At 57.8% G+C, this 21,436-nt stretch carries 16 protein-coding genes; 7 read left to right on the top strand and 9 right to left on the bottom strand.

All coding sequences use genetic code 11. From position 1 onward, the window contains the following. The first annotated feature begins 28 nt into the window (after positions 1 to 28). Positions 29 to 370: an ATPase inhibitor subunit zeta gene (locus ACTJKV_RS16460; protein WP_111847114.1), complete on the top strand. Its 342-nt coding sequence runs from the start codon at positions 29 to 31 to the stop codon at positions 368 to 370. Positions 371 to 564: 194 nt separating this feature from the next. Here ACTJKV_RS16460 and ACTJKV_RS16455 read toward each other — a convergent pair whose 3' ends face one another. The 9 genes from ACTJKV_RS16455 to bcp all read right to left on the bottom strand — a co-directional run bounded on the left by ACTJKV_RS16455 (position 565) and on the right by bcp (position 9,514). Next, the gene (locus tag ACTJKV_RS16455) at positions 565 to 1,152 is read right to left on the bottom strand and encodes an RBBP9/YdeN family alpha/beta hydrolase (protein ID WP_144620422.1); all 588 of its coding nucleotides are present in this window, start codon (positions 1,150 to 1,152) and stop codon (positions 565 to 567) included. Between the two features lie 152 nt (positions 1,153 to 1,304). Further along, positions 1,305 to 2,612, bottom strand: a complete 1,308-nt coding sequence (gene purB / locus ACTJKV_RS16450) for an adenylosuccinate lyase (protein WP_440599094.1) — start codon at positions 2,610 to 2,612, stop codon at positions 1,305 to 1,307. A 114-nt stretch (positions 2,613 to 2,726) separates the two neighbouring features. Beyond that, entirely contained in the window at positions 2,727 to 3,404 is a 678-nt protein-coding gene (gene rpe / locus ACTJKV_RS16445; protein ID WP_062424243.1) for a ribulose-phosphate 3-epimerase, read from the bottom strand. A 138-nt stretch (positions 3,405 to 3,542) separates the two neighbouring features. Then, positions 3,543 to 4,616 carry an ABC transporter substrate-binding protein gene (locus ACTJKV_RS16440; RefSeq protein ID WP_082479279.1) on the bottom strand — a complete coding sequence of 358 codons (1,074 nt, stop codon included), beginning with the start codon at positions 4,614 to 4,616 and terminating at the stop codon, positions 3,543 to 3,545. Positions 4,617 to 4,765: 149 nt separating this feature from the next. Next, positions 4,766 to 5,176 carry an NUDIX domain-containing protein gene (locus tag ACTJKV_RS16435; RefSeq protein WP_062599998.1) on the bottom strand — a complete coding sequence of 137 codons (411 nt, stop codon included), beginning with the start codon at positions 5,174 to 5,176 and terminating at the stop codon, positions 4,766 to 4,768. Beyond that, on the bottom strand, positions 5,176 to 6,678 hold the full coding sequence (locus ACTJKV_RS16430; protein ID WP_440599093.1) for a DEAD/DEAH box helicase: 1,503 nt from the start codon (positions 6,676 to 6,678) through the stop codon (positions 5,176 to 5,178). Before ACTJKV_RS16430 ends, ACTJKV_RS16435 begins: the two co-directional genes overlap by 1 nt. 187 nt (positions 6,679 to 6,865) lie before the next feature. Beyond that, complete coding sequence (locus ACTJKV_RS16425) at positions 6,866 to 8,128, bottom strand: peptidoglycan DD-metalloendopeptidase family protein (RefSeq protein ID WP_440599092.1); 1,263 nt, start codon at positions 8,126 to 8,128, stop codon at positions 6,866 to 6,868. Positions 8,129 to 8,200: 72 nt separating this feature from the next. Continuing rightward, positions 8,201 to 9,022 (bottom strand): ferritin-like domain-containing protein, encoded by an 822-nt coding sequence (locus ACTJKV_RS16420; RefSeq protein ID WP_130978665.1) that lies wholly within the window; start codon positions 9,020 to 9,022, stop codon positions 8,201 to 8,203. 24 nt (positions 9,023 to 9,046) lie between these two features. Continuing rightward, on the bottom strand, positions 9,047 to 9,514 hold the full coding sequence (bcp, locus tag ACTJKV_RS16415) for a thioredoxin-dependent thiol peroxidase (protein ID WP_144620427.1): 468 nt from the start codon (positions 9,512 to 9,514) through the stop codon (positions 9,047 to 9,049). A gap of 175 nt (positions 9,515 to 9,689) precedes the next feature. On the opposite strand from bcp, the gene ACTJKV_RS16410 reads away from it, so the two are divergent. The 6 genes from ACTJKV_RS16410 to ACTJKV_RS16385 all read left to right on the top strand — a co-directional run bounded on the left by ACTJKV_RS16410 (position 9,690) and on the right by ACTJKV_RS16385 (position 21,359). After that, positions 9,690 to 13,091 (top strand): YhdP family protein, encoded by a 3,402-nt coding sequence (locus ACTJKV_RS16410; protein WP_440599091.1) that lies wholly within the window; start codon positions 9,690 to 9,692, stop codon positions 13,089 to 13,091. Positions 13,092 to 13,197: 106 nt separating this feature from the next. After that, complete coding sequence (locus ACTJKV_RS16405) at positions 13,198 to 16,125, top strand: valine--tRNA ligase (RefSeq protein ID WP_440599090.1); 2,928 nt, start codon at positions 13,198 to 13,200, stop codon at positions 16,123 to 16,125. Positions 16,126 to 16,528: 403 nt separating this feature from the next. After that, positions 16,529 to 17,767, top strand: a complete 1,239-nt coding sequence (locus tag ACTJKV_RS16400; RefSeq protein ID WP_274101361.1) for an OmpP1/FadL family transporter — start codon at positions 16,529 to 16,531, stop codon at positions 17,765 to 17,767. A 157-nt stretch (positions 17,768 to 17,924) separates the two neighbouring features. After that, on the top strand, positions 17,925 to 18,284 hold the full coding sequence (locus tag ACTJKV_RS16395) for a hypothetical protein (protein ID WP_440599089.1): 360 nt from the start codon (positions 17,925 to 17,927) through the stop codon (positions 18,282 to 18,284). Next, positions 18,278 to 19,072: an exopolysaccharide production regulator ExoR gene (exoR, locus tag ACTJKV_RS16390; protein ID WP_062424253.1), complete on the top strand. Its 795-nt coding sequence runs from the start codon at positions 18,278 to 18,280 to the stop codon at positions 19,070 to 19,072. Before ACTJKV_RS16395 ends, exoR begins: the two co-directional genes overlap by 7 nt. A gap of 301 nt (positions 19,073 to 19,373) precedes the next feature. After that, positions 19,374 to 21,359 carry a methyl-accepting chemotaxis protein gene (locus ACTJKV_RS16385; RefSeq protein ID WP_274101360.1) on the top strand — a complete coding sequence of 662 codons (1,986 nt, stop codon included), beginning with the start codon at positions 19,374 to 19,376 and terminating at the stop codon, positions 21,357 to 21,359. Positions 21,360 to 21,436: the final 77 nt, after the last annotated feature.

The raw sequence follows: 21,436 nt of genomic DNA, 5'->3' as shown, positions 1-21,436 counted from the left end.
TAACGACACAGTAAAACGGGGTATAATCATGGGTCTGAGACAACGCGGTAAAGCGCTCGAGAATTTGTATTTTCACGAAGAAGAACTGAGCTTCCGTCTTCACGGCATGCGTAGCAGGTTGATGGGCCTTTGGGCTGCATCCCTGATGCACAAGGACGACGCCAATTCCTATGCCAGCGAGATCGTTGCCGCTTCCATCGGCCGCGAAGGCGACGACGCGATGTTCAACAAGCTCCATGACGATTTCGTCGCCGCCGGCGTCGGCGTTACCGATGATGTCATCCATGATCAGATGACCAACCTTCTGCGCTGTGCCGCCGACGAGCTCCGCAATGGGATCGCGCAATTCGACGGCAAGCGCGCTGCCTGAACTTTCATTCCGTATTTTAACCATCTGACAGGTCTGAGTGTCGTGCGTGGAGATCGTCCATTCTCCATGCGAGCTGAGATGCGGGATGTTTGAGCGCAAGTGCCGAAAGGCCGGAGCCGCGCAGGGTATACTTGCGCGGCATTTCCGTTTTACTTTCTATTCGCCAAAGCAGTCGCGAACAGAGCTGATCTTGTTCAGCTTTTATTCTCAGTAATCGCAAAGCCCGACGGAGGCTTGAGCTTGCTCAGGAACTGAGCAAAGACCATGGTGCCTTCCGGCCACGGGCCATGGCCCGATTCCGCGTTGATATGCCCTGACATGCCAGCATCGATCAGAAGCGAACCCCAGGCGGCGGCAATGTCATCGGCATGCTCATACGTTCCGAATGGGTCGTTACGGCTGGCGATGGTGATGGCCGGGAATGGCAGCGGATCGCGAGGATAAGGTCCGAACGTCATCAGATGTTTCGGGCGGATGTCGGGATTGGCGACATCTGGCGGCGCGACAAGCATTGCACCAGCCACTCTGGGCGCGATTTCCGGCAAGGCGTGCAAGACCGTCGGCACCCCTAGCGAATGCGCGACGAGGACCACAGGCTTCGTCGAGGCGTTCACCTCCTCGACAAGGCGAGCGACCCAGTCTTCACGCACGGGCTTCGACCATTCCGCCTGCTCGACGCGGCGTGCTGTCGACAGCTTCTCTTGCCAACGGGTCTGCCAATGGTCGGGGCCGGAATTGGTGTAGCCGGGAACGATGAGGATATCTGCTTCTGATGCTTTCATGCCGCTTATCTTGGTGTGTTGGCTGGCGTTATCAAGGTGCAAAGCAAGGGATCGCTCACAAAGCTCCAGGGTTCTTTGGTATCAGAATATAGTGGCGCTCACCTCGGTACTGGCCGAGGTGAGCAATTCCTACCTTTGCCGGCTACCAAGGATCAAGCCTCGCCGAAAACGCGCTTGAAGATCGTGTCGACATGCTTGGTGTGGTAGCCAAGATCGAACTTTTCGCGGATCGTCTCTTCCGGAAGGGCTGCGCGCACTTCCTCATCCGATAGCAGTTCTTCGAGGAAGTCCTTGCCTTCTTCCCAGACCTTCATCGCATTGCGCTGAACGAGACGATAGGAGTCCTCGCGCGAAACACCGGCCTGTGTCAGCGCTAGGAGCACACGCTGCGAATGGACGAGGCCGCGGAACTTGTTCATGTTCTTCAACATGTTTTCCGGGTAGATCACCAGCTTCTCGATGACGCCTGCCAGACGGTTGAGGGCAAAATCGAGGGTGATGGTGGTGTCTGGACCGATGCCTCGCTCCACGGACGAGTGGCTGATATCGCGCTCGTGCCACAGGGCAACATTTTCCAAAGCAGGAACCACAGACATGCGCACCAGACGGGCGAGACCCGTCAGGTTTTCGGTCAGAACAGGGTTGCGCTTGTGCGGCATGGCGGACGAACCCTTCTGGCCGGGCGAGAAGAACTCTTCCGCTTCCAGAACTTCGGTGCGCTGCATGTGGCGAATTTCGATGGCGACGTTCTCGATCGACGAGGCGATGACGCCGAGCGTGGCAAAGAACATGGCGTGGCGATCCCGCGGGATGACCTGCGTGGAGACAGGCTCCGGCGACAGACCAAGGGCCTTGCACACATGTTCTTCGACGGATGGATCAATATTGGCGAAGGTGCCGACAGCGCCGGAGATGGCGCCGGTGGCGATTTCGGCGCGGGCGTTGACGAGGCGGGCGCGGTTGCGGTCCATCTCGGCATAGAAGCGCGCAAATGTCAGACCCATCGTCGTCGGCTCGGCATGAATGCCGTGGCTGCGACCGATACGAACGGTGTTCTTGTGCTCGAAGGCGCGGGTCTTCAGCGCGGTCAAAACCCGGTCCATGCCGGTGATCAGCAGGTCGGCAGCGCGGACCAATTGGATGTTCAGCGTCGTGTCGAGCACGTCGGATGAGGTCATGCCCTGGTGGACGAAGCGGGAATCCGGACCAACGAATTCTGCAAGATGGGTGAGGAACGCGATGACGTCATGCTTGGTGACGGCTTCGATTTCGTCGATGCGGGCAACGTCGAACTCGGCCGCGCCACCCTTTTCCCAAATGGTCTTTGCCGCTTCCTTCGGGATCACGCCGATGTCCGCCAGCGCGTCGCAGGCATGCGCCTCGATTTCGAACCAGATGCGGAACTTGGTTTCCGGCGACCAGATAGCGACCATTTCCGGCCGGGAATAACGAGGGATCATGGCAAAGCCTTCTTGAACTGAGAAATCTGGTGCCCGTTTAGCAAAGTGTTTCGGCAATCTCAACGCATTCGGCGCGTCAGGGTAAACCCGGCAACACGGACGTCTGCCTGGAGATCAAGCTCTGCCGCTTTCGGCCGATGCTCTGAGAGCGGAGACGGTTTTCGTATAGTCATCCACACCATCGCCCTTGAAGACGGCAGAACCGGCAACCAGCACATTGGCGCCAGCTGCAATGGCGCTGCCTGCCGTCTCGGTGGTGATGCCGCCATCCACTTCCAGTTCGATCGGGCGATTGCCGATGAGCGACTTTGCCGCGCGGATCTTGTCGAGCATGGCTGGAATGAACTTCTGGCCGCCAAAGCCCGGATTGACGCTCATGATGAGGATGAGGTCCACATCATCCAGAACGTTTTCGAGCACCGAGAGCGGGGTTGCCGGATTGAGCGTGACGCCGACCTTCTTGCCGAGCGCGCGGATGGTTTGCAGCGAGCGGTGCAAATGCGCGCCGGCCTCGGCATGGACCGTGATGCTGTCGCAACCGGCCTTGGCAAAGGCCTCAAGATAAGGATCGGCGGGCGCGATCATCAGATGGCAATCGAAGAAGGCCTTGCTGTGGGGGCGCAGTGCCTTGATCACATCCGGCCCAAAGGAAATGTTTGGCACGAAGTGACCGTCCATCACGTCCAGATGAATCCAGTCGGCGCCAGCGGCCGTGACATCAGCGACTTCCTGTCCGAGCTTGGCGAAGTTGGCTGCAAGAATGGAGGGGGCGATCCGGACGGGGAGGGTCATCTGCAAATGCTCCTGATTGGCAAGGCGTAGCTGGCCCTTAGCATCGCACGCATGGCTCAACAAGCGTCGATCCGAACCTCGAAAGGGGCAAATCGATTAGATAGAAACCGATCGTCCGATACCATGTTGCTGGAGGGCCTAATTCAACGCCTTGTCGACGACGACGAAGTCGGTACCAGTCCAGCGCTGAAGCCGGTAGGGATTGTCCTGCAACTCGTGGCGTTCGTTGAAGATGACGGGGCCGATGACCGTATTGAAGGTTGTACCAACCATCACGACAGGTGTTGGTTTCGATTGTTCCGATGCCTTCTCCAGCGCCTGGGCTGAGAGTTGGGCGGCGGCATAGGCCGGAAGAACGTAGCCTTCGGGTTCGATACTGGCAGCGCGCAACTGCTGCACCGCCTCTGCCGCGGAGGGCAGTGCTGCGTAATCCGGCAAGGCGACAGCAAGCGTGCCAGGCTGCAGCGGAACAGGCGCGTTTGCCGCCCGCAACGCATCGCTGCCCATAAGCACGAGGGGAATTTTCTCTGCGGCGGCGTCGCGTGCGATGATCGATAGGTCGTTGCGTTCTGTCGCCGCGAAGACATGTGTCACGCCGGTGCGGCTCAGGCGACGCACGAGCGCAATCTGCTGTTCCTGCGAAGGGCGTAGCGTGTCCGTGAAGGTCGGTTTCAAACCTGCCTCTTCCAATCGCGCACGTACACGATCCACGAGTTCACGGCTATAGATCGTCCCGTCATCAAGAAGCGCAAAGGGCAAGCCCTTCCAATCGCGCAGCATGATCTCCGCAACCGCCGAGGTTTCATCGTTTTCCGAGGGTGCCATACGGAAAAGCGGCCAGCCGCGCTTCAATGCATCTTCCATCAGAATGGGCGAGCGGCTCGAGAGAGTGATGGCCGGGATGGCGGCATTCTTCAATGTCGGCAGAGCATCCGCGAGAGTTTCCGTACACAGGAAGCCGACGACCACGGAGACTTTCGACGCCACAAGACCGTCGGCGATGGCACCACCGCTGCCGTCCTCGCAGCTTTCATGAATTTCCATGACATCGAGGCCAACCTTCGCGGCTGCCGCCTTCACACCCTGCCGAATTTGCAAGCCCAGCATCTCATATGCGCCGTTCTGCGGAGCAACGACTGCAATCGTCGCAGCATTTGCAGCGCCAGCGATGCTGAGACTAAAGGCAAAACTGAGCAGGCGGAGTGAATTCATGGACGGCATTATCCTGTGCGATTGTCCGATGTTATCGAGGCTGAGCAGGATGCAAAAGGTTCAATACCTAGAAAAATGCGCTTTATGACAAAGAATGCTCGTTCGTCGCGTGATTGGCGAAATGCCGACGCCGGCAGAGCGTTATCCCGTCACGATGCGAGATGGCGAAACGCATCCCGGGCGAAAACAGAGAGAGGGGAGGGCAGGTCGTCGACATCGAACCAGCCCATGTCGGATAGCTTGTCCGGCTCCGTCAATTGGGCCGTTCCCGTCACGTCGTCAGTCACGTAAATCAGTGACAGCCAGTGTTGCCTGTCGGCTGCTATGATCTGCTCGCTGATACAGAGGAAGCGGACGTCACCGATGGTCAGCCCGCTTTCTTCCTCAGCTTCGCGACGGGCAGCCTCAAGGGCGTGCTCCATGTGATCGACCTTGCCGCCCACAATGCTCCAGTGGCCGGCTTCGGGTGATTTCACGCGCTTATAGAGCAGCACCTTGCCGTCCCGCCTGATGACGAGACCGCATCCGACACCGGGAAAATCGATGCCTGGCTGTGCCATCAGCCTTTGGCGTTTGCGACGATCAGCATGAAGGCCGGGATGTCGTCGCCGAAGCCGACGGGTGTCGGGCCATCATCATGGTCGCGGTAGTGGCGGCGGCGATCACGATTGTCGTCATTCGCATGGGAAGCACCGTGGCTCCGCTCGAAATTACGCGGTGCCTTCTCGTGCCTGCGCTCTGCCTTCACTTTGTCGCCTCCATTTGCCGCAACCTGGATGGTGTCAGCCGGTTTCACATTCGGGATTTCCGCTTCGACCTCTTGAGGCGCTTCGCGGCGGCTCCGATCGCGGCCACGACCACGATCCTTGTCTTTGTCCTTGCCGCGGCGCGGACGATCGGTGGCGAAACTTTCCATGGGTGCGGGAAGTTCCGAAAGATCTCCGCTCAGCCACTCAATCTTTTCGCCAATCAGCTTTTCGATGGCGTCGAGATACTTGGTGTCACGGCGATTGACGAGCGTGAAGGCAGCACCCGAGCGACCCGCGCGGCCGGTACGGCCGATGCGGTGGACATAGTCTTCCGCATGGATCGGGACGTCGAAGTTGAAGACATGGCTGACATCTGGAATGTCGAGGCCGCGTGCGGCAACGTCGGACGCAACCAGCAGCGTGATCTGATTGTCCTTGAAGCCCGCGAGCATCTTCGTGCGCGAGTTCTGGTCCATATCGCCATGCAGGGCACCGACGGAGAAACCGTGCCGTTCAAGCGAGCGGTAAAGATCGGCCACGTCCTTCTTGCGGTTGCAGAAGATGATCGCGTTCTTGAGCTCGGTCTGCACCTTGATGAGTTCGCGAAGCACGGCGCGCTTCTCGTAATCCTTGTCGTGGGTCGCAACGATGCGCTGCGTCACGGTCTTTGCCGTCGAAGAGGGCTTGGCCACTTCGATGCGGACTGGATTTTGCAGGAAGCGATCGGCCAGCTTCTGGATTTCCGGCGGCATGGTGGCCGAGAAGAACAGCGTCTGGCGCGTGAAGGGAATCATCTTCGCAATGCGCTCGATATCGGGGATGAAGCCCATGTCGAGCATGCGGTCTGCCTCGTCGATGACGAGGATTTCCACGCCCGTCATCAGAAGCTTGCCGCGTTCGCAGTGGTCAAGCAGACGGCCGGGGGTGCAGATCAGGACATCCGCGCCACGCTCCAGCTTACGATCCTGCTCTTCAAACGAAACGCCGCCGATGAGAAGCGCAACGTTCAGCTTGTGATTCTTGCCGTATTTTTCGAAGTTCTCGGCAACCTGTGCCGCCAGTTCGCGCGTCGGCTCCAGAATGAGCGTCCGCGGCATTCTTGCGCGCGCTCTGCCCTTTTCAAGCAGGGTGAGCATCGGCAGCACGAAGGAGGCCGTTTTGCCGGTTCCCGTCTGTGCAATGCCGCAAATGTCGCGTCTTTCCAGCGCCGGAGGAATAGCGCCCGCCTGGATAGGTGTTGGCGTGCTGTAGCCAGCATCGGCAATAGCGGAAAGGACTTTTTGGCTCAGGCCAAGATCAGAGAATGTTGTCAAAGGAAAAACTGTTTCCGTTCTGGTTCGAAGAACAAACGACTGTCGTAGCGTTAGTGCCGCAGATCGTGGTCCGCGACATAGGCCTAAATCGCCGAAAAGTCAAGGAAACAGGGATTTGTCCCAAAATGGCACATGAAAACTGGCCGATGGAAGAAAATCCGGCTCGAATTCTGATGCGTGACGGTCTTTACTGCAGATAGGTCTTTAATTCGGTGCCCGCAACGAGGAAGCGCATAGGGTCGACCGCCTCGTCATTTAAGCGCACTTCGTAATGCACGTGGGGTCCTGTGGAGCGCCCAGTGCTGCCAGCCTTGCCGATGACATCGGACAGCTCGATCTTTTCGCCGGTACGAACGAGGATTTGCGACAGATGGCCATAGCGCGTCGTGACACCCTTGCCGTGATCGACCTCTACCATGTTGCCGTAACCGCCTGAATAGCCTGCAAAAGACACGGTTCCGGCACCGGTGGCTCGCACATCGGCGCCGGTTTCGGCGCGGAAGTCTATGCCGGTATGCAATGCGGGCCGACCGAGGAACGGGTCCATGCGATTGCCGAAGCGGCTGGTAATGTCGCGACCGGGTGCCGGATTGCCGAGCGGCAGGCGCTCTGCAGTGCCACGAACGGTTTCCAGACGGTCCAAGGCGTTGTCAAGATCTGCGAGCGAGGCCTGAAACGGATTGGTCGAGGCTTCCACAAAGGGACCGCCAACGGCATCGTCAGCCTTGTCATCGATCTTCAGGCCGGTGCTACGAATAATATCGGCCATGGCATCGGCCCGGCTCTTCGCGCCGATCGTCAGCGAAGCGATTCGCCCGAGCTGGTCCGATTCGATGCGGTTGAGCGAGACGAGCATGCGTGTCAGCGCGCGACCGGATACCGCGTCCCTGTTGTCGCTATAGGTCAAGCTGCCTTTAAGCGTCGATCCTTTCTCCGGACCACGCAGTGCACGGTCGATGGCGGATGCCCCGCCGGAAAGGCTGGCCTTTTTCTGGGGGGCGAAAGCGTTGGCCGACGGCGTGACACTCTGTTCATCCGGCGCCGATCGAGTGTCTTCCTCATTGAGGAGTTCGTTGGCGCGTCCGTGGCGGGAGGAAAGGGCATTCTGCTGGGCAAGAAGCGTTTCAACCTTCTTTTCAACAGCTTGCTGATCAAGGAGCTGACGCGAAGTAATCTGATCCACCTGCGAGCGTAGTGCTGCGATGCGGTCCTCATAATCCTTTTGCATGCGCGATTGCCGCGCGATCATTGCGCCCAGCATATCGTCCCGGAAGACGAGATAAGCCGTCGAGCCGATAAAGCCGAGGCTCATGACGAGGATAATCAGCAGTGTGGGGACGACGAGCAAGGGTCTGATCGTGACATGGCGAACCTTTTCGCCGTTCGCCAGAATGAGGAGGTGCTGCTTGCGCTTCTTGCCAAAGGCCAGGTTTGTCCTCGCTTCCGTCATCTCTGCTCCAGCGGTTCGTCGTCCACTGAGGAATATAATTTGTTAGGGTTAACGAAGCTTTTACAAACGCGCTCAGCTTTGGCTGACGGCGGTGAGCGAACGATAGAAGGACGGTGTCAAACCCGCCTCGGCGCGGGCTAGATCGTTGAAAGGCGGCTTCAGTGGTCCACGAAAGTTGATCCTGACCAGTTGCTTGAATGTTTCCGCAGGGTCCTTCTTTTCCCGCGCGCACAGGAAGCGGAACCATTTCGCGCCGATCGCGACGTGACCCTTTTCGTCATTATAGATGACGTCTAGAACGGCAGCGCTCTCAAGATCGCCGGTCTCCCGCATCTTGGCCTGGAGAGAGGGTGTGACATCGAGACCGCGTGCTTCGAGAATGAGCGGCACGACCGCAAGCCTTGCGGTCAGGTCGTTGCGCGTCTGGTGCGCGGCCTGCCAGAGCCCGTCATGGGCTGGAAGATCACCGTAATCGGCGCCCATCGCCCGCAGGCGATCTCGCACCAGCCGGAAGTGCTTCGCCTCTTCGAAGGCGACCTGCATCCAGCCATCGAAAAAGGAATGCGGAACAGGCTCGCTGGCGTAGCGGGCAACGATGTCCAGTGCGAGATCTACCGCGTTGAGTTCGATATGGGCAATGGCATGCAACAGAGCGATCCGGCCCTTCACACTGTGAAGCGACCGTCGCTTGACCGCGGTTGGTGGAACAAGTTCCGGCTTCTCAGGTCGCCCCGGGCGATCCGGCAGCTTGGGATCGAGCGGTGACCGCAAGGAGATGCGCCGCTCAAACCAGCGGGTCGCGGCGTCCTGCGCCAATCCCGTCTTCCGGTCGAGATCGGCTGTGGCGATGGCCTCGGTTGCCGCGCCGCGGAGTGATGTCATCGTGAATGGCATGGTCACCGGATCAGGCTCGACCGGTCAAAGCGCCTTTGCCTCATCGAGAACTGCCTGCGCATGGCCTGGAACCTTCACTTTGCTCCAGATTTTTGCGACCTTGCCGTCCGGGGAAATAAGGAAGGTAGTGCGCTCTACGCCCATGTACTTCTTGCCATACATGCTTTTTTCCTTCCAGACGCCATAGGCTTCCAGCGCGCTCTTGTCCTCGTCGGCGGCCAGCATCACGGTGAGCGAATGCTTGGCGGCGAACTTGTCGTGACTTTTCACCGAATCGGGCGAAATCCCAATGACGACCGTATTTGCCGCTTCGAACTGTGCGCCCAGTGCGCTGAAGTCAATTGCCTCTGCCGTGCAGCCGGATGTGTCATCCTTGGGGTAGAAATAGAGGACGACCGCTTTACCCTTCAAGTCGGAAAGAGAAATATCGCCACCGCCGTTTCTGGGAAGACGGAAATCGGGTGCTTCGTCGCCAATCGTCAGTTCTGCCATGGTTCACCTTTCTTTTGCCCGGATTGTTGAGCATGGGGGCAGGTATTCGATATATACCGAATAACAGCTTCGTCCAGTCTTGTGGCGAGTCAAGCGGGATGGCAGGGTGAAACCGCCAAACTGAAAAGGCCCTGGCTTGGGGTTCAGGATATTTCCGGGAGCGGGCAGGGGACGGATGGCGGAAATTCGCGGGGAGAAGGTCAGTTTCAGCAAGCGAGACATCGTGCCGCTGCACGATTTACCGTCTGCGCAGGCCGAAGACCCGATCATCGTTCACTGCCCGGCGCCACGCTCCATGCTGCGCGCCTTCGCAAAGGTCTTTGTTGCACTCTTTATCCTCGCCTTCCTGTCCATCGGCGGCATCATTCTGTCCGTCGAAACCGGTTCAGTAGACAGTGTTCTCTCAAGCCAGGCGCAGCAGGCTTTGGAGCGCGCACTTGGTCCCCGCTACCAAGCGCGCATAGGCTCCACCGCAATTCGCTTTTCCTCTGGCCTTCGGCTCTCGCTGGTCGCCCAGGATGTCGATATTACCGATAGCGAATCGGGGCAGCACCTAAGCCGGGCGCGGTCCATCGGCATGGCACTCGATCCTGTCGCTTTGCTGACCGGACGTGTGTCAATTGCCACGCTGGAAGCCAACGGAATGGAGCTCGACACGGCGCTGTTGCCGAAGGGGCAGGCCTTCGATCTCGCGCAGCTTCGCATCGATGCGATTCCTGCGCTTCTGGAAAATGCCTTTGGCGACCTCGATCGCCTGTCGCAGACCTTCCAGCGCAGCGGCACGGAGGAAATCGATCTTTCCGATATCGCGATCCGCCTGCCGCCGCGCGACGACGGCAAGCCGCGCACGATCAATCTCAGCGAGTTGTCTCTCGTTCCCGATGGCGAGGGAGGCTATACGCTTGATGGCGATGTGGCATTCAACGGCCAGGTTGCGGAATTGGCGCTCGCCGCCACCGCTGTCGATGGCCGCATCAACAATTTCTCCGCTCGGCTCGATGGGTTCGATATCGGTCCCCTTCTGGAACAGTTCGATAACGAAGGGCTGATGCACCAGGGGCTCAACGTCAAGACCGGCATCAACATCGCTGCGGCCCGCGGTGCCGAGAATGAAGAGCCCGCCCTTGATTTATCTTTCGCGCTTGGAAACGGTGAGCTCTATATCGGCGGGGAAGCACAGCCTGTCAGCGGTGGCGTGGTCAACGCGCACTACGATTTCGACGGCAAGGCCGTTCTGGTCGACAATTCGAACCTCCAATTTGGCCGCACGACGCTGCCCATCCAGGCCAAAATCCTTGACAACGACAAGGGTTTCGATCTTTCCGTTCATCTGCCGAATGCGACGGCCGTTGCCGATGCAGGTGGCGAGGAGCCAGTGACATTCGATCTGAAGGCGGACGGCACCTTCGACCGCACGACACGCGAGATCAATGTGCCGTCCCTTTATGTTTCAAGCCAGCTCGGCAACATGGCGGGCTCGCTGAAGGTCCATTTCGGCCAAGGGTCTCCGGAAATCAGCTTTGGCGGGCAAGTCCCGAAAATGGAGTCCACGGCCGTCAAGCAGCTTTGGCCGTTCTGGATGGCGCACAAGGCGCGGCCATGGGTTATCGCCAACCTGTTTGGCGGTACGGTGCGCAACGGCTCCATTGCCGTGTTCATCCCGGCTGGTCGAATGTGCGGACCGAACTGCCCGCTGGAGCTATCCGCCAGCGAATTGCAGATCAAATTCGATGTTGAGAACACCCGCTTGAACGTGGCGGGTGACATTCCACCGCTTCGCGATGCCTACGCTCATTTCGAACTCGTCGGCGAGAAGATCGACGTGACCGTGTCGAAAGCAACCTCCTTCTTTCCATCGAACCGCAGTCTCGAACTTGAAAACAGCCGCTTCTCGATTGCCGATGTTTACGACAAGCCGCTGATGGCCGACCTCGATCTCAATGTCAAAGGATCGGCCGACAGTATTGCGGAACTGGCGTCCTTCCAGCCGATCAATGCGTTGAGGGACACCGAATTTCAGCCCGGCGATTTCTCCGGAAATGTGACCGCCCATGCCAAACTGCGGGTTGGCCTCTTGAAAAGCCAGTCTCCGCCCGATCCGGTATGGACTGCCGATCTGGCGCTCAACGACGTTTCGCTGGCGCGGCCAATCTCCAACCGCAAGGTTTCTTCGGTCAATGGCAGCCTGAAGCTCAACAATGAGACGCTGCATCTTCTCGGCAAGGGGCGGATCGATGATGTGGCGATGAACATCGATTTCACCCTGCCCATTCGCAAGACCAGCACAGCGGGCCGAAAGCTGGTGCTGAACGCGGTGCTGGAGCCAGGCCAGATTGCCAAGTTAGCACCGGAACTCTCCAGCGTGCTGGGCGGAACGACGTTGCTCGAAATCGACAGCACCGATCCCGACCGGCAGGATGTGAAACTTGATCTTTCCAATGCTTCCATGGTTCTGCCGGGGCTTGGCTGGACGAAGGGTGTGGGCGTCAAGGCGAATGCGTCCTTCAGCATGGAGACCGTCAACGGTCGTACCAGCATTCATGATCTCGCGTTGAAGGGCGATGGCTTTGGCGCCGCTGGCGATCTCGCCTTTGATAAGAGCGGTCTGATCTCCGCCAATTTCTCTCGGTTCCAGTTGTCGCCTCAAGATGATTATGCGATCTCCGTTTCCGCGGCAAAAAGAAGCTACACGGTCAATATCAACGGCAAGTCGGCTGATCTCAGGCCCATCATCGCCAAGCTGCGCAATTCCGATAGCGGACCCTCTGGCGCGTCCGCCGGTACGGCCCAAAGCGGCGATCTCGGCTCGCTCAACATCAAGGCAGATCTCGACCGGGTCTATGGCTTCAATGACGAGGCGCTATCCAACGTCACCGCCAGCGTTGGGGTCAGGGATGGCAAGGTGCGCTCGGTGGATTTCAAGGGCGTGTCCGGTCGCGGTCAGGCCGTGGTGGCGCAGACCACGAACCAGGGCGATGGCGGCACGATCAATCTGACCAGTAGCGATGCCGGCGCCTTTGCCCGCTTCACCAATCTCTACACCCGCATCCGCGGTGGTCTGTTAAATCTGGTCATGACCACGTCCAATGGCACGTCGTGGAGCGGTTCGCTCGATCTACGTAACTTCGCCGTTCTCAATGAAGCCAAGCTGCAGGATATTGTTGCGACCCCTTCCGGTCAGGATGGACGCAGTCTGAATGCGGCGGTACGGCGCAACATAGATGTCAGCTCGGAGAAGTTTCAGCGCGGCTTCGCTCGCGTCGTCGTTGTCAACGGCGTCGTGGCACTGGAGAACGGCGTGGTCCGTGGCGAGCAGATTGGCGCCACCTTCCAGGGGGTTTTGAAGGACCAGAACGGCAATATCGATATGACCGGGACCTTCATGCCTGCCTATGGCCTCAACCGTCTCTTTGGCGAGTTGCCGTTCATCGGTATCTTTTTGGGCAATGGTCGTGACCGTGGTCTTCTCGGCATCACCTTTAAGCTGACGGGTCCGACGGCCACGCCGCGGTTGCAGATCAACCCCTTGTCGCTGATTGCGCCTGGCGTTTTCCGGCAGATATTCGAATTCCAATGATAAAGCGGTTACGCATACACCTGATGCCGCGTCGGCAGCTGTTGACTCTCAACCTGCCATCCTTATTTAAAAACCAAAAATAGAACTCCAGATTTCAGGCCAGGAAATGCTCGATAAGACCTACGATTCCGCTTCCGTAGAACCCAAAATTGCCAAGGCCTGGGACGAGGCCGATGCATTTCGCGCCGGCGCGAATGCCAAGCCGGGTGCCGAGACCTTCACAATCGTCATTCCGCCGCCGAATGTCACCGGCTCGCTGCATATGGGCCATGCGCTGAACAACACGCTCCAGGACATTCTGGTTCGTTTCGAGCGCATGCGCGGCAAGGATGTTTTGTGGCAGCCGGGCATGGACCATGCGGGCATCGCCACGCAGATGGTCGTCGAGCGCAAGCTGATGGAGAACCAGCTTCCCGGCCGTCGCGCCATGGGCCGCGAAGCCTTCATCGATAAGGTCTGGGAGTGGAAGGCCGAATCGGGTGGTTTGATCTTCAACCAGCTGAAGCGTCTTGGTGCGTCCTGCGACTGGTCGCGCGAACGCTTCACCATGGATGAGGGTCTGTCGAAGGCGGTTCTCGAAGTCTTCGTTACGCTTTACAAGCAGGACCTGATCTATCGCGGCAAGCGTCTGGTCAACTGGGACCCGCATTTCGAGACGGCCATTTCCGACATCGAGGTCGAAAACCGCGAAGCCGACGGCCATATGTGGCACTTCAAATATCCGCTGGCGGGCGGTGAGACCTACACCTATATCGAGAAGGATGCCGATGGCAACATCGTCTTCCAGGAAGAGCGCGACTATATCGCGATCGCAACCACGCGTCCGGAAACGATGTTAGGCGACGGCGCCGTTGCCGTTCATCCTTCCGATGAACGCTATGCGCCAATCGTTGGCAAGCTGTGCGAAATTCCTGTCGGCCCGAAGGAAAGCCGCCGCCTGATCCCCATCATCACCGACGAGTATCCTGATCCGACCTTCGGTTCCGGTGCCGTCAAGATCACCGGCGCGCATGACTTCAACGACTATCAAGTCGCCCGTCGTAACAATATCCCGCTCTATCGCCTGATGGATACGCAGGCGCAGATGCGCGATGATGGCGAGCCTTATGCGCGCTGCGCGGAACTCGCCGGCGAAATCACCCGCTCCGGCAAGCTGCCGTCCGAAGCCGACGTCGACGCCATCAACCTCGTACCCGACGAGTATCGTGGTCTTGACCGCTACGAGGCGCGCAAGCGCGTTGTCGCGGCTATCAACGCCGATGGTCTTGCCGTCACGGTGAAAGATGCTGAAGGCAACGACGTTCCGTACGTCGAGAACAAGAAGATCATGCAGCCCTTCGGTGACCGTTCCAACGTCGTCATCGAGCCGATGCTGACTGACCAGTGGTTCGTTGATGCAAAAACGCTTGCCGAACCTGCCATGGAGTCGGTTCGCGAAGGACGCACGAACTTCGTACCGAAGAACTGGGACAAGACCTATTTTGAATGGATGGAAAACATTCAGCCATGGTGCATCTCGCGCCAGCTCTGGTGGGGCCATCAGATTCCTGCCTGGTATGGTCCCGATGGCCAGGTATTCGTCGAGAAGACAGAGGAAGAAGCGCTTGACGCTGCCGTTCAGCATTATCTTGCCCATGAAGGCCCTTGGAAGGCCTGGGTGCAGGAGAAGCTTGAGAACTTCAAGCCGGGCGAAATCCTGACGCGTGACGAAGACGTTCTCGACACATGGTTCTCCTCCGCGCTTTGGCCGTTCTCCACTCTCGGCTGGCCAGACAAGACGCCGGAGCTTGCGCGCTATTACCCGACCAACGTTCTCGTCACCGGCTTCGATATCATCTTCTTCTGGGTCGCGCGGATGATGATGATGGGTCTTCACTTCATGAAGGACGACGCCGGTCACGCCGTCGAGCCGTTCAACACCGTCTATGTTCACGCGCTGGTTCGCGACAAGAACGGTCAGAAGATGTCGAAGTCCAAGGGCAACGTCATCGATCCGCTGGAACTGATCGACCAATATGGTGCTGACGCGCTGCGCTTTACGCTTGCCATCATGGCGGCGCAGGGGCGTGACGTGAAGCTCGATCCGGCACGTATTGCCGGCTACCGTAACTTCGGCACCAAGCTGTGGAATGCCACGCGTTTTGCCGAAATGAACGGCGTAAAGCGTGATCCGCACTTCCTGCCGGCAGCCGCAACGCAGACGATCAACCGCTGGATCCTGACCGAGCTTGCCAACACGGCAAAGGAAGTCACGGCATTCATCGAGAACTACCGCTTCAATGATGCGTCCAGCACGCTTTACCGCTTCGTCTGGAACCAGTTCTGCGATTGGTATCTCGAACTCCTGAAGCCTGTCTTCAACGGAGAGGACGAGGCAGCAAAGGCGGAAGCGCAGGCCTGTGCTGCCTATGTTCTGGAAGAAATCTACAAGCTGCTGCATCCCTTCATGCCATTCATGACGGAAGAACTGTGGGCCCATACAGCGGGCGATGGTGCGAGCCGCGACCAGTTGCTTTGCCACGCCGACTGGCCCGCCCCAGAGTTTACGGATGAGGCTGCTGCGGCTGAAATCAACTGGTTGATCGATCTCGTCTCCGGCATTCGCTCGACGCGCGCGGAAATGAACGTGCCGCCAGGTGCCACCGCACCTCTGGTCGTCGTTGCGGCCAACCCGACGACCGAAATGCGTCTCGACCGCCACTCCGCCGCGATTCGTCGTTTGGCCCGCGCCGACGAGATCCTGGCTGCCGACACAGCACCGAAGGGCTCGGCGCAGATCGTCGTCGGCGAGGCGACCGTGTGCATCCCGCTCGGCAATCTCATCGATGTCTCTGCCGAACGGAGCCGTCTCGAGAAGGCAATCGGCAAGTCGGAGGCCGAACTGGAGCGTATCGACAAGAAGCTCTCGAATGAGAAGTTCGTGGCAAATGCCGATCCGGAAGTGGTCGCAGCCGACCGTGACCGCAAGGCTGAACTCGAGCTTCAGATCAAGAGCTTGAAGATCGCATTGCAGCGGGTCAACGAAGCCGGTTGATCTAACGTCGACACAAGCTAAAAGGCGCCTTCTCAACGGGGGCGCTTTTTTTATTCTCGTGGTAGGCCAGCTTAGTTGAGTCGTCGAGAAACGGCTCACGTCATAGGCTCCCAACCAAGTTCCTCAGAACGTGACAGAAATCGGACTTTTTTGAGCGAAAACTATGAATGTTGTGTCGCGGTCACACATGTTACCCGCAGGGCAAATATTTTCTTAAATTGGGCATTTGGTGGTCTCGGATTGGAAGAATATTTCGATTGGGTGCTGATTTTCGTCTGACTTCGATTATTCACGTAAAGCTTTGATCAAAGTCACCTCGGATGCTGAGACCTGGGGTGCATTGTCATTTTCTCCAAAGCATTTCAATTTCTAGTCATTGCATTGCCTTTGATTGGGGAGAGAGATGGCAAAACGAGTTTCAATTATACATGGTGCGGTATGCCTTGCTGTCGGCATCACTTCTGTCACGCCTGCATTTGCGGGTGGCCTTGAGCGCGGCGGTTATAACATTGACCAGTTGTTCGACGCATCGCCCTTCACGTTTCAGTCCGGCGTCACTTTTGTTGCGCCTCAAAGAAAGCTCAAAAACGTTCAGGATGGGCCAGCTGGTGGCGCCTTTGTTGGCGGCACGACGACGGCGGATGATACTGAGAATTACGCCATTCCATACGTAGGCTTTAAAGGCAGCTATAACGATGTAGATTGCTTGATTGACTATTCTCAGCCATTCGGGGCTCACCTCAACCCAGGCGCTAATTGGGCTGGCGCCCAAAGCAACATCGAGACGAAGCTACGAACGGATAATTACGGGCTGACTTGTTCCTACAAGTTCGACATGGGTCCCGGTCAGTTTCGAGTCATAGGCGGTGGTTTCTACCAAGAGATCGAAGGCTTTAAAACCAGGAACGTGGCGCAGATTCCTGCTGGCCTAGGAACTGGTGTCGGCAGGCTTGATCTTGGTGATGAGTCGTGGGGCTGGCGCGCAGGTGTGGCCTATGAAATTCCTGAGTACGCACTCCGGGCTAGCTTGGTCTACAACAGCAGGGTCAAGTACGATCTGACGGGCACTCTCGACCTTACGCAGATTGCGTCGGCAGTTAATCCCTTAAACCCCTATCTTGGTAGGCGCTTCAACGTTCTAGGCTCTGCGGAAGCGCCTGATTCCCTAGAACTGAAAGTCCAGAGTGGCATCGCTCCGGACTGGCTGGCATTTGGTTCGGTAAAGTGGACTAACTGGAGCTTGATCCAGTCTATTCGATTCTGTGAAGAGAATGGTGCGTTTGGCTGCCCTACTACGGGTGTCACGTCGCTTGATCTGCTCTACCGGGACGGCTGGACTGTAAGCGGCGGCATCGGCCATAAGTTCAACGATAAGCTTTCAGGTGCTGTTAGCGTGACCTGGGACCGGGGTACAAGCACCGGCATTGGCGCATCGTCTGACACATGGACACTTGGTGCAGGCGTTCAGTATGCCGTTACAGATAATATTGAATGGCGTCTGGGCGCGGCTGTCGGTGTGCTGACTAGCGGTAGTTCTGGTCAGGTCACGCGCGGCGGTGTCACGTACGGTACCGACGCGACGTACGACTACGGCAATGACGTTGTTGCTGCGATTAATACATCGGTAAAAGTGAAGTTCTAACTCTCTAAAAACACTCAATTGAAACCCGGCCGTTCGCGGCCGGGTTTTTTTGTTGCCGATCGGCAATATTGTGACGATTTGGCAACAAATTTCTGCAACCTTCACGTAGCGTAAGAATGTGGTCGTATTTGTCCATTTCCCGCCACAAAGCATGTGCTTGAGTGCTTTCGACGGCGCGGGAATGGAAGAATATGCAGACATCAAAAGTGGTGCTGCGGAAGTGGTGGAAGTGAAAACAGGTGCGGATTCAGGCTTTAAGCAAGTAAAGATGGGTTGTTCCCGTCAAAGCTTGTTTGGTGGAGTTCAGACGGCAAACAGACGCCGTGATGTTGCCGGAAACGGTGCTTATACCTGTGCTCATGAGATTGCTGATTTATTACCGCTCAGGACCACCGGCAGCACATTGAAAGCTGTTGCCGGAACGACGCAGTGTGTTGAGAGATCGCGGCCGGCTATGGACGTAAGGTTCGCCTTCGCCATGTGCGGGAAGAGTGAGAGAAGTTCGTTGAAATGCTGAGATGTGACATCAACGTTTTGAAACCGCTATGTCTGGGGCTGATGCTCGCATCGCTTTCAGTGCCGGTTCTGGCATTCGATATCAATTCAGGCGTTACCAAGGAATCGGGCCCTTTCGATCTCTTCAAGTTCGGCTTCAAGTCCTACAAGAATGGCAAGAAGGAAGATGCTGTCGAGGCGTATCGCTACGCGGCTGAAAAGGGTCACACCGGTTCTCGCTGGGCTCTTGCCAATATGTACGCCTATGGTGATGGCGTTGCCAAGAACGACTTCGAAGCCTTCAAGATTTACAGCGAGATTGCCAGCCAGGGCGTAGAGCCCGGTTCGGAAGACACGGGCTTTTTCGTCAATGCGTTGCTGTCTCTCGCCGATTATTACCGGCACGGCATTCCCGGCAGCCCTGTGAAGATGGATCTTGGCCAGGCACGCCAGCTTTACTTCCAGGTCGCATCGACCTTCGGTGTGGCCGAGGCGCAGTTTCAGCTGGCCCAGATGATCCTCGCAGGCGAGGGCGGTCGTGCGGACGCACAGCAGGCCAAGAAGTGGCTGAACCAGGCTCGCAAGCACGGTCATGCAGGCGCCATGTCGATCTTCGGCAATCTCCTGTTCCAGGAAGGACAGACGGTTCGCGGACTGGCCTTCATGACCGCCGCGCTGGACAAATGCGCAGCCGCGAACTGTGTGTGGATACAAAACCTTCAGGAGCAGGCTTTCTCTGTCGCCGCTGAAGATGACCGTCGCGTCGCAATTCAACTCGCACGCAACATTTCCTCCGGTGATGCGGATTAAGCAGATGTCTGCGGAATTTCCGGAGGTTCTGTTCTAAAGCATGTCGCGATCTTTCAGATTCGCTCCTTCGCTTTAGGCCCTTGTTTTATCGCATGTCTTTATCGCAAAACCGCTGCACACTTTTGCGCAACATGCTTTAGCGAACTCTCAGTCCTTCACAATAACGTTATATTAAACATAGAGAGCGACCATAGGTTGCTTTCGTGTCTCCTTCTACTCTTGCGGGCTGAATGAATCGCGCCCGCGTTGCTCCACAAAGCATGTCCTGTTCATCGTGAATTTTCGTCAATGGGATGCTGCTATGGCGTTGGATTTTTCCCGCATTCGTACCAAACTCGCCCTCATGTCAGGTACTGGCGTTGTCCTTGTTCTGACTGCTTCGGTGGCGGGCTGGTTTCTCTCTCAATCCGTGGATGCCGCTGTCTCAAAGGGGCGCGTTCAGGCTGACCTCGCCCGCAACATGGTGGACATGAAGGCCTCGCTGCGAGGCATGGAAATCGGTGTGGGTGACATAAGGTTAGCGTCTACGCCGACTGAACTGAAAGAGGCGCAGACCTACACAACGAAGCGCCATGAGTCGGCGGTCAAATATCTCGAGCTTGGAGCAGCCGCGATGGTGTCCTCCAGCAATAAGGACCGTGCTCAGAAAATTTCCGACGTGCTCGCAAAGTACAGCGCTGACGTCGATAAGCTCGCGACCGATCGTGCCGCAAACGCCGATATCTCTCAGCAGCTTCCTCCCTTGAAAAATGCGAGCGCTGAACTGGCATCGCTGGCTGATGAGATCGTCAATGACGCGAAAGCGAGATCGGAGGCAGCCAATGAAGAACGCCGGCAGCTTCAGGCGCTTGCCTCCACGATTACCATCATTCTCTCAGGCCTCATGGTTCTGCTGATGATCGTCTCCGCCTTCTTTGGCCGCCGGGCCATTGCGACGCCGATTACGAGAACCACCGATTGCATGAAGGCGCTGGCGGACGGCGATCTGTCCGTCGCGATCCCCTACACCGACAATAGGGACGAGGTCGGTGATATGGCCAGAGCTGTTCTGGTGTTCAAAGAAAATGCAGTGAGGGTTCGTGATCTTGCTGCTCAGGAGGCCGCGTTGCAGGAGCAGAACGCGGATCTACAGAGCAATATCGCCCAGGTCGTTTCCTCTGCGGTTGCGGGTGATTTCTCCGCTCGCATCAGCAAGCGTTATGAGAACCCAGACCTCAATCGCTTCGCGCTCAGCGTCAACGAACTGGTCACATCGGTCGACCGCGGCGTGGCAGAAACCAATCGCGTCGTCGCGGCGCTTGCGGATGGCGACCTGACGGAATCGATGCAGGGTGATTTCCGCGGTGTGTTTCTCGAACTGCAGCGCAACGTCAACGCAACGATGGACAGCCTCCGTTCGGTGATGATGGAGGTTCGTTCCGCAATCGATATGATCAGGAGCGGGGCGGGCGAGCTGCGCATCGCCTCTGACGACTTGTCGAAACGCACCGAACAGCAGGCCGCTTCGCTTGAGGAAACGGCAGCGGCACTCGAGGAAATCACGTCGGCCGTGAAGAACTCCACCGCCCGCTCGACCGAAGCCTCTGAAATGGTTGCGCAGGCCCGCCAGAGTACCGAACAATCGAGCGATGTCGTCAGAAACGCCGTTTCGGCCATGGGGCGCATCGAGCAGGCGTCCAATGAGATCGGCAACATCATCAATGTCATTGACGAGATCGCCTTCCAGACAAATCTTCTGGCATTGAATGCGGGTGTAGAAGCTGCTCGTGCCGGCGAGGCTGGTAAGGGCTTTGCAGTCGTGGCGCAGGAAGTGCGGGAGCTTGCCCAACGGTCAGCAACAGCGGCGAAGGACATCAAGACGCTGATCGTCAGATCCCGCAATGAGGTGACTGCCGGCGTATCGCTCGTGACAGAGACCGGGGGGGCGCTGGAAGCGATCCGGGACCATGTCGGGAAAATCGATGAACATGTTCATTCGATTGCCACTGCCTCGAAAGAACAGTCCACCGGCCTCAGTGAAGTGAACGGCGCCGTCAACCAGATGGACCAGACGACCCAGCAGAACGCGGCGATGGTGGAGCAATCCACAGCGGCGACCAGCAAGCTTGCTGACGAGGCAGTCAATCTCAGCAATCTCGTGGCCCGCTTTAAGACGGGCAGCAGTCCAGCCGCACCCGCGCAGACAGCAGCGAATTCCCAGCATCATGCGCCAGTGAGGAGGTCGACCGTATCGCCATATCGCGGCAATGCAGCGGTGGCCATGAAGAGCGAGTGGGAAGAGTTCTGACCTGCAGTCTCTTCCGATACCAACGAGGCACGGGGCCGGGCGTGAGATGATCGCGTCCGGCCTCATCCCATCTTATC

Source organism: Agrobacterium sp. 22117 (assembly GCF_052045735.1).
In the GTDB taxonomy this organism is placed as follows: domain Bacteria; phylum Pseudomonadota; class Alphaproteobacteria; order Rhizobiales; family Rhizobiaceae; genus Agrobacterium; species Agrobacterium cavarae.
The sequence above is the reverse complement of the archived record's forward strand: the minus strand, read 5'-3'. Positions and strand labels throughout refer to the sequence as shown.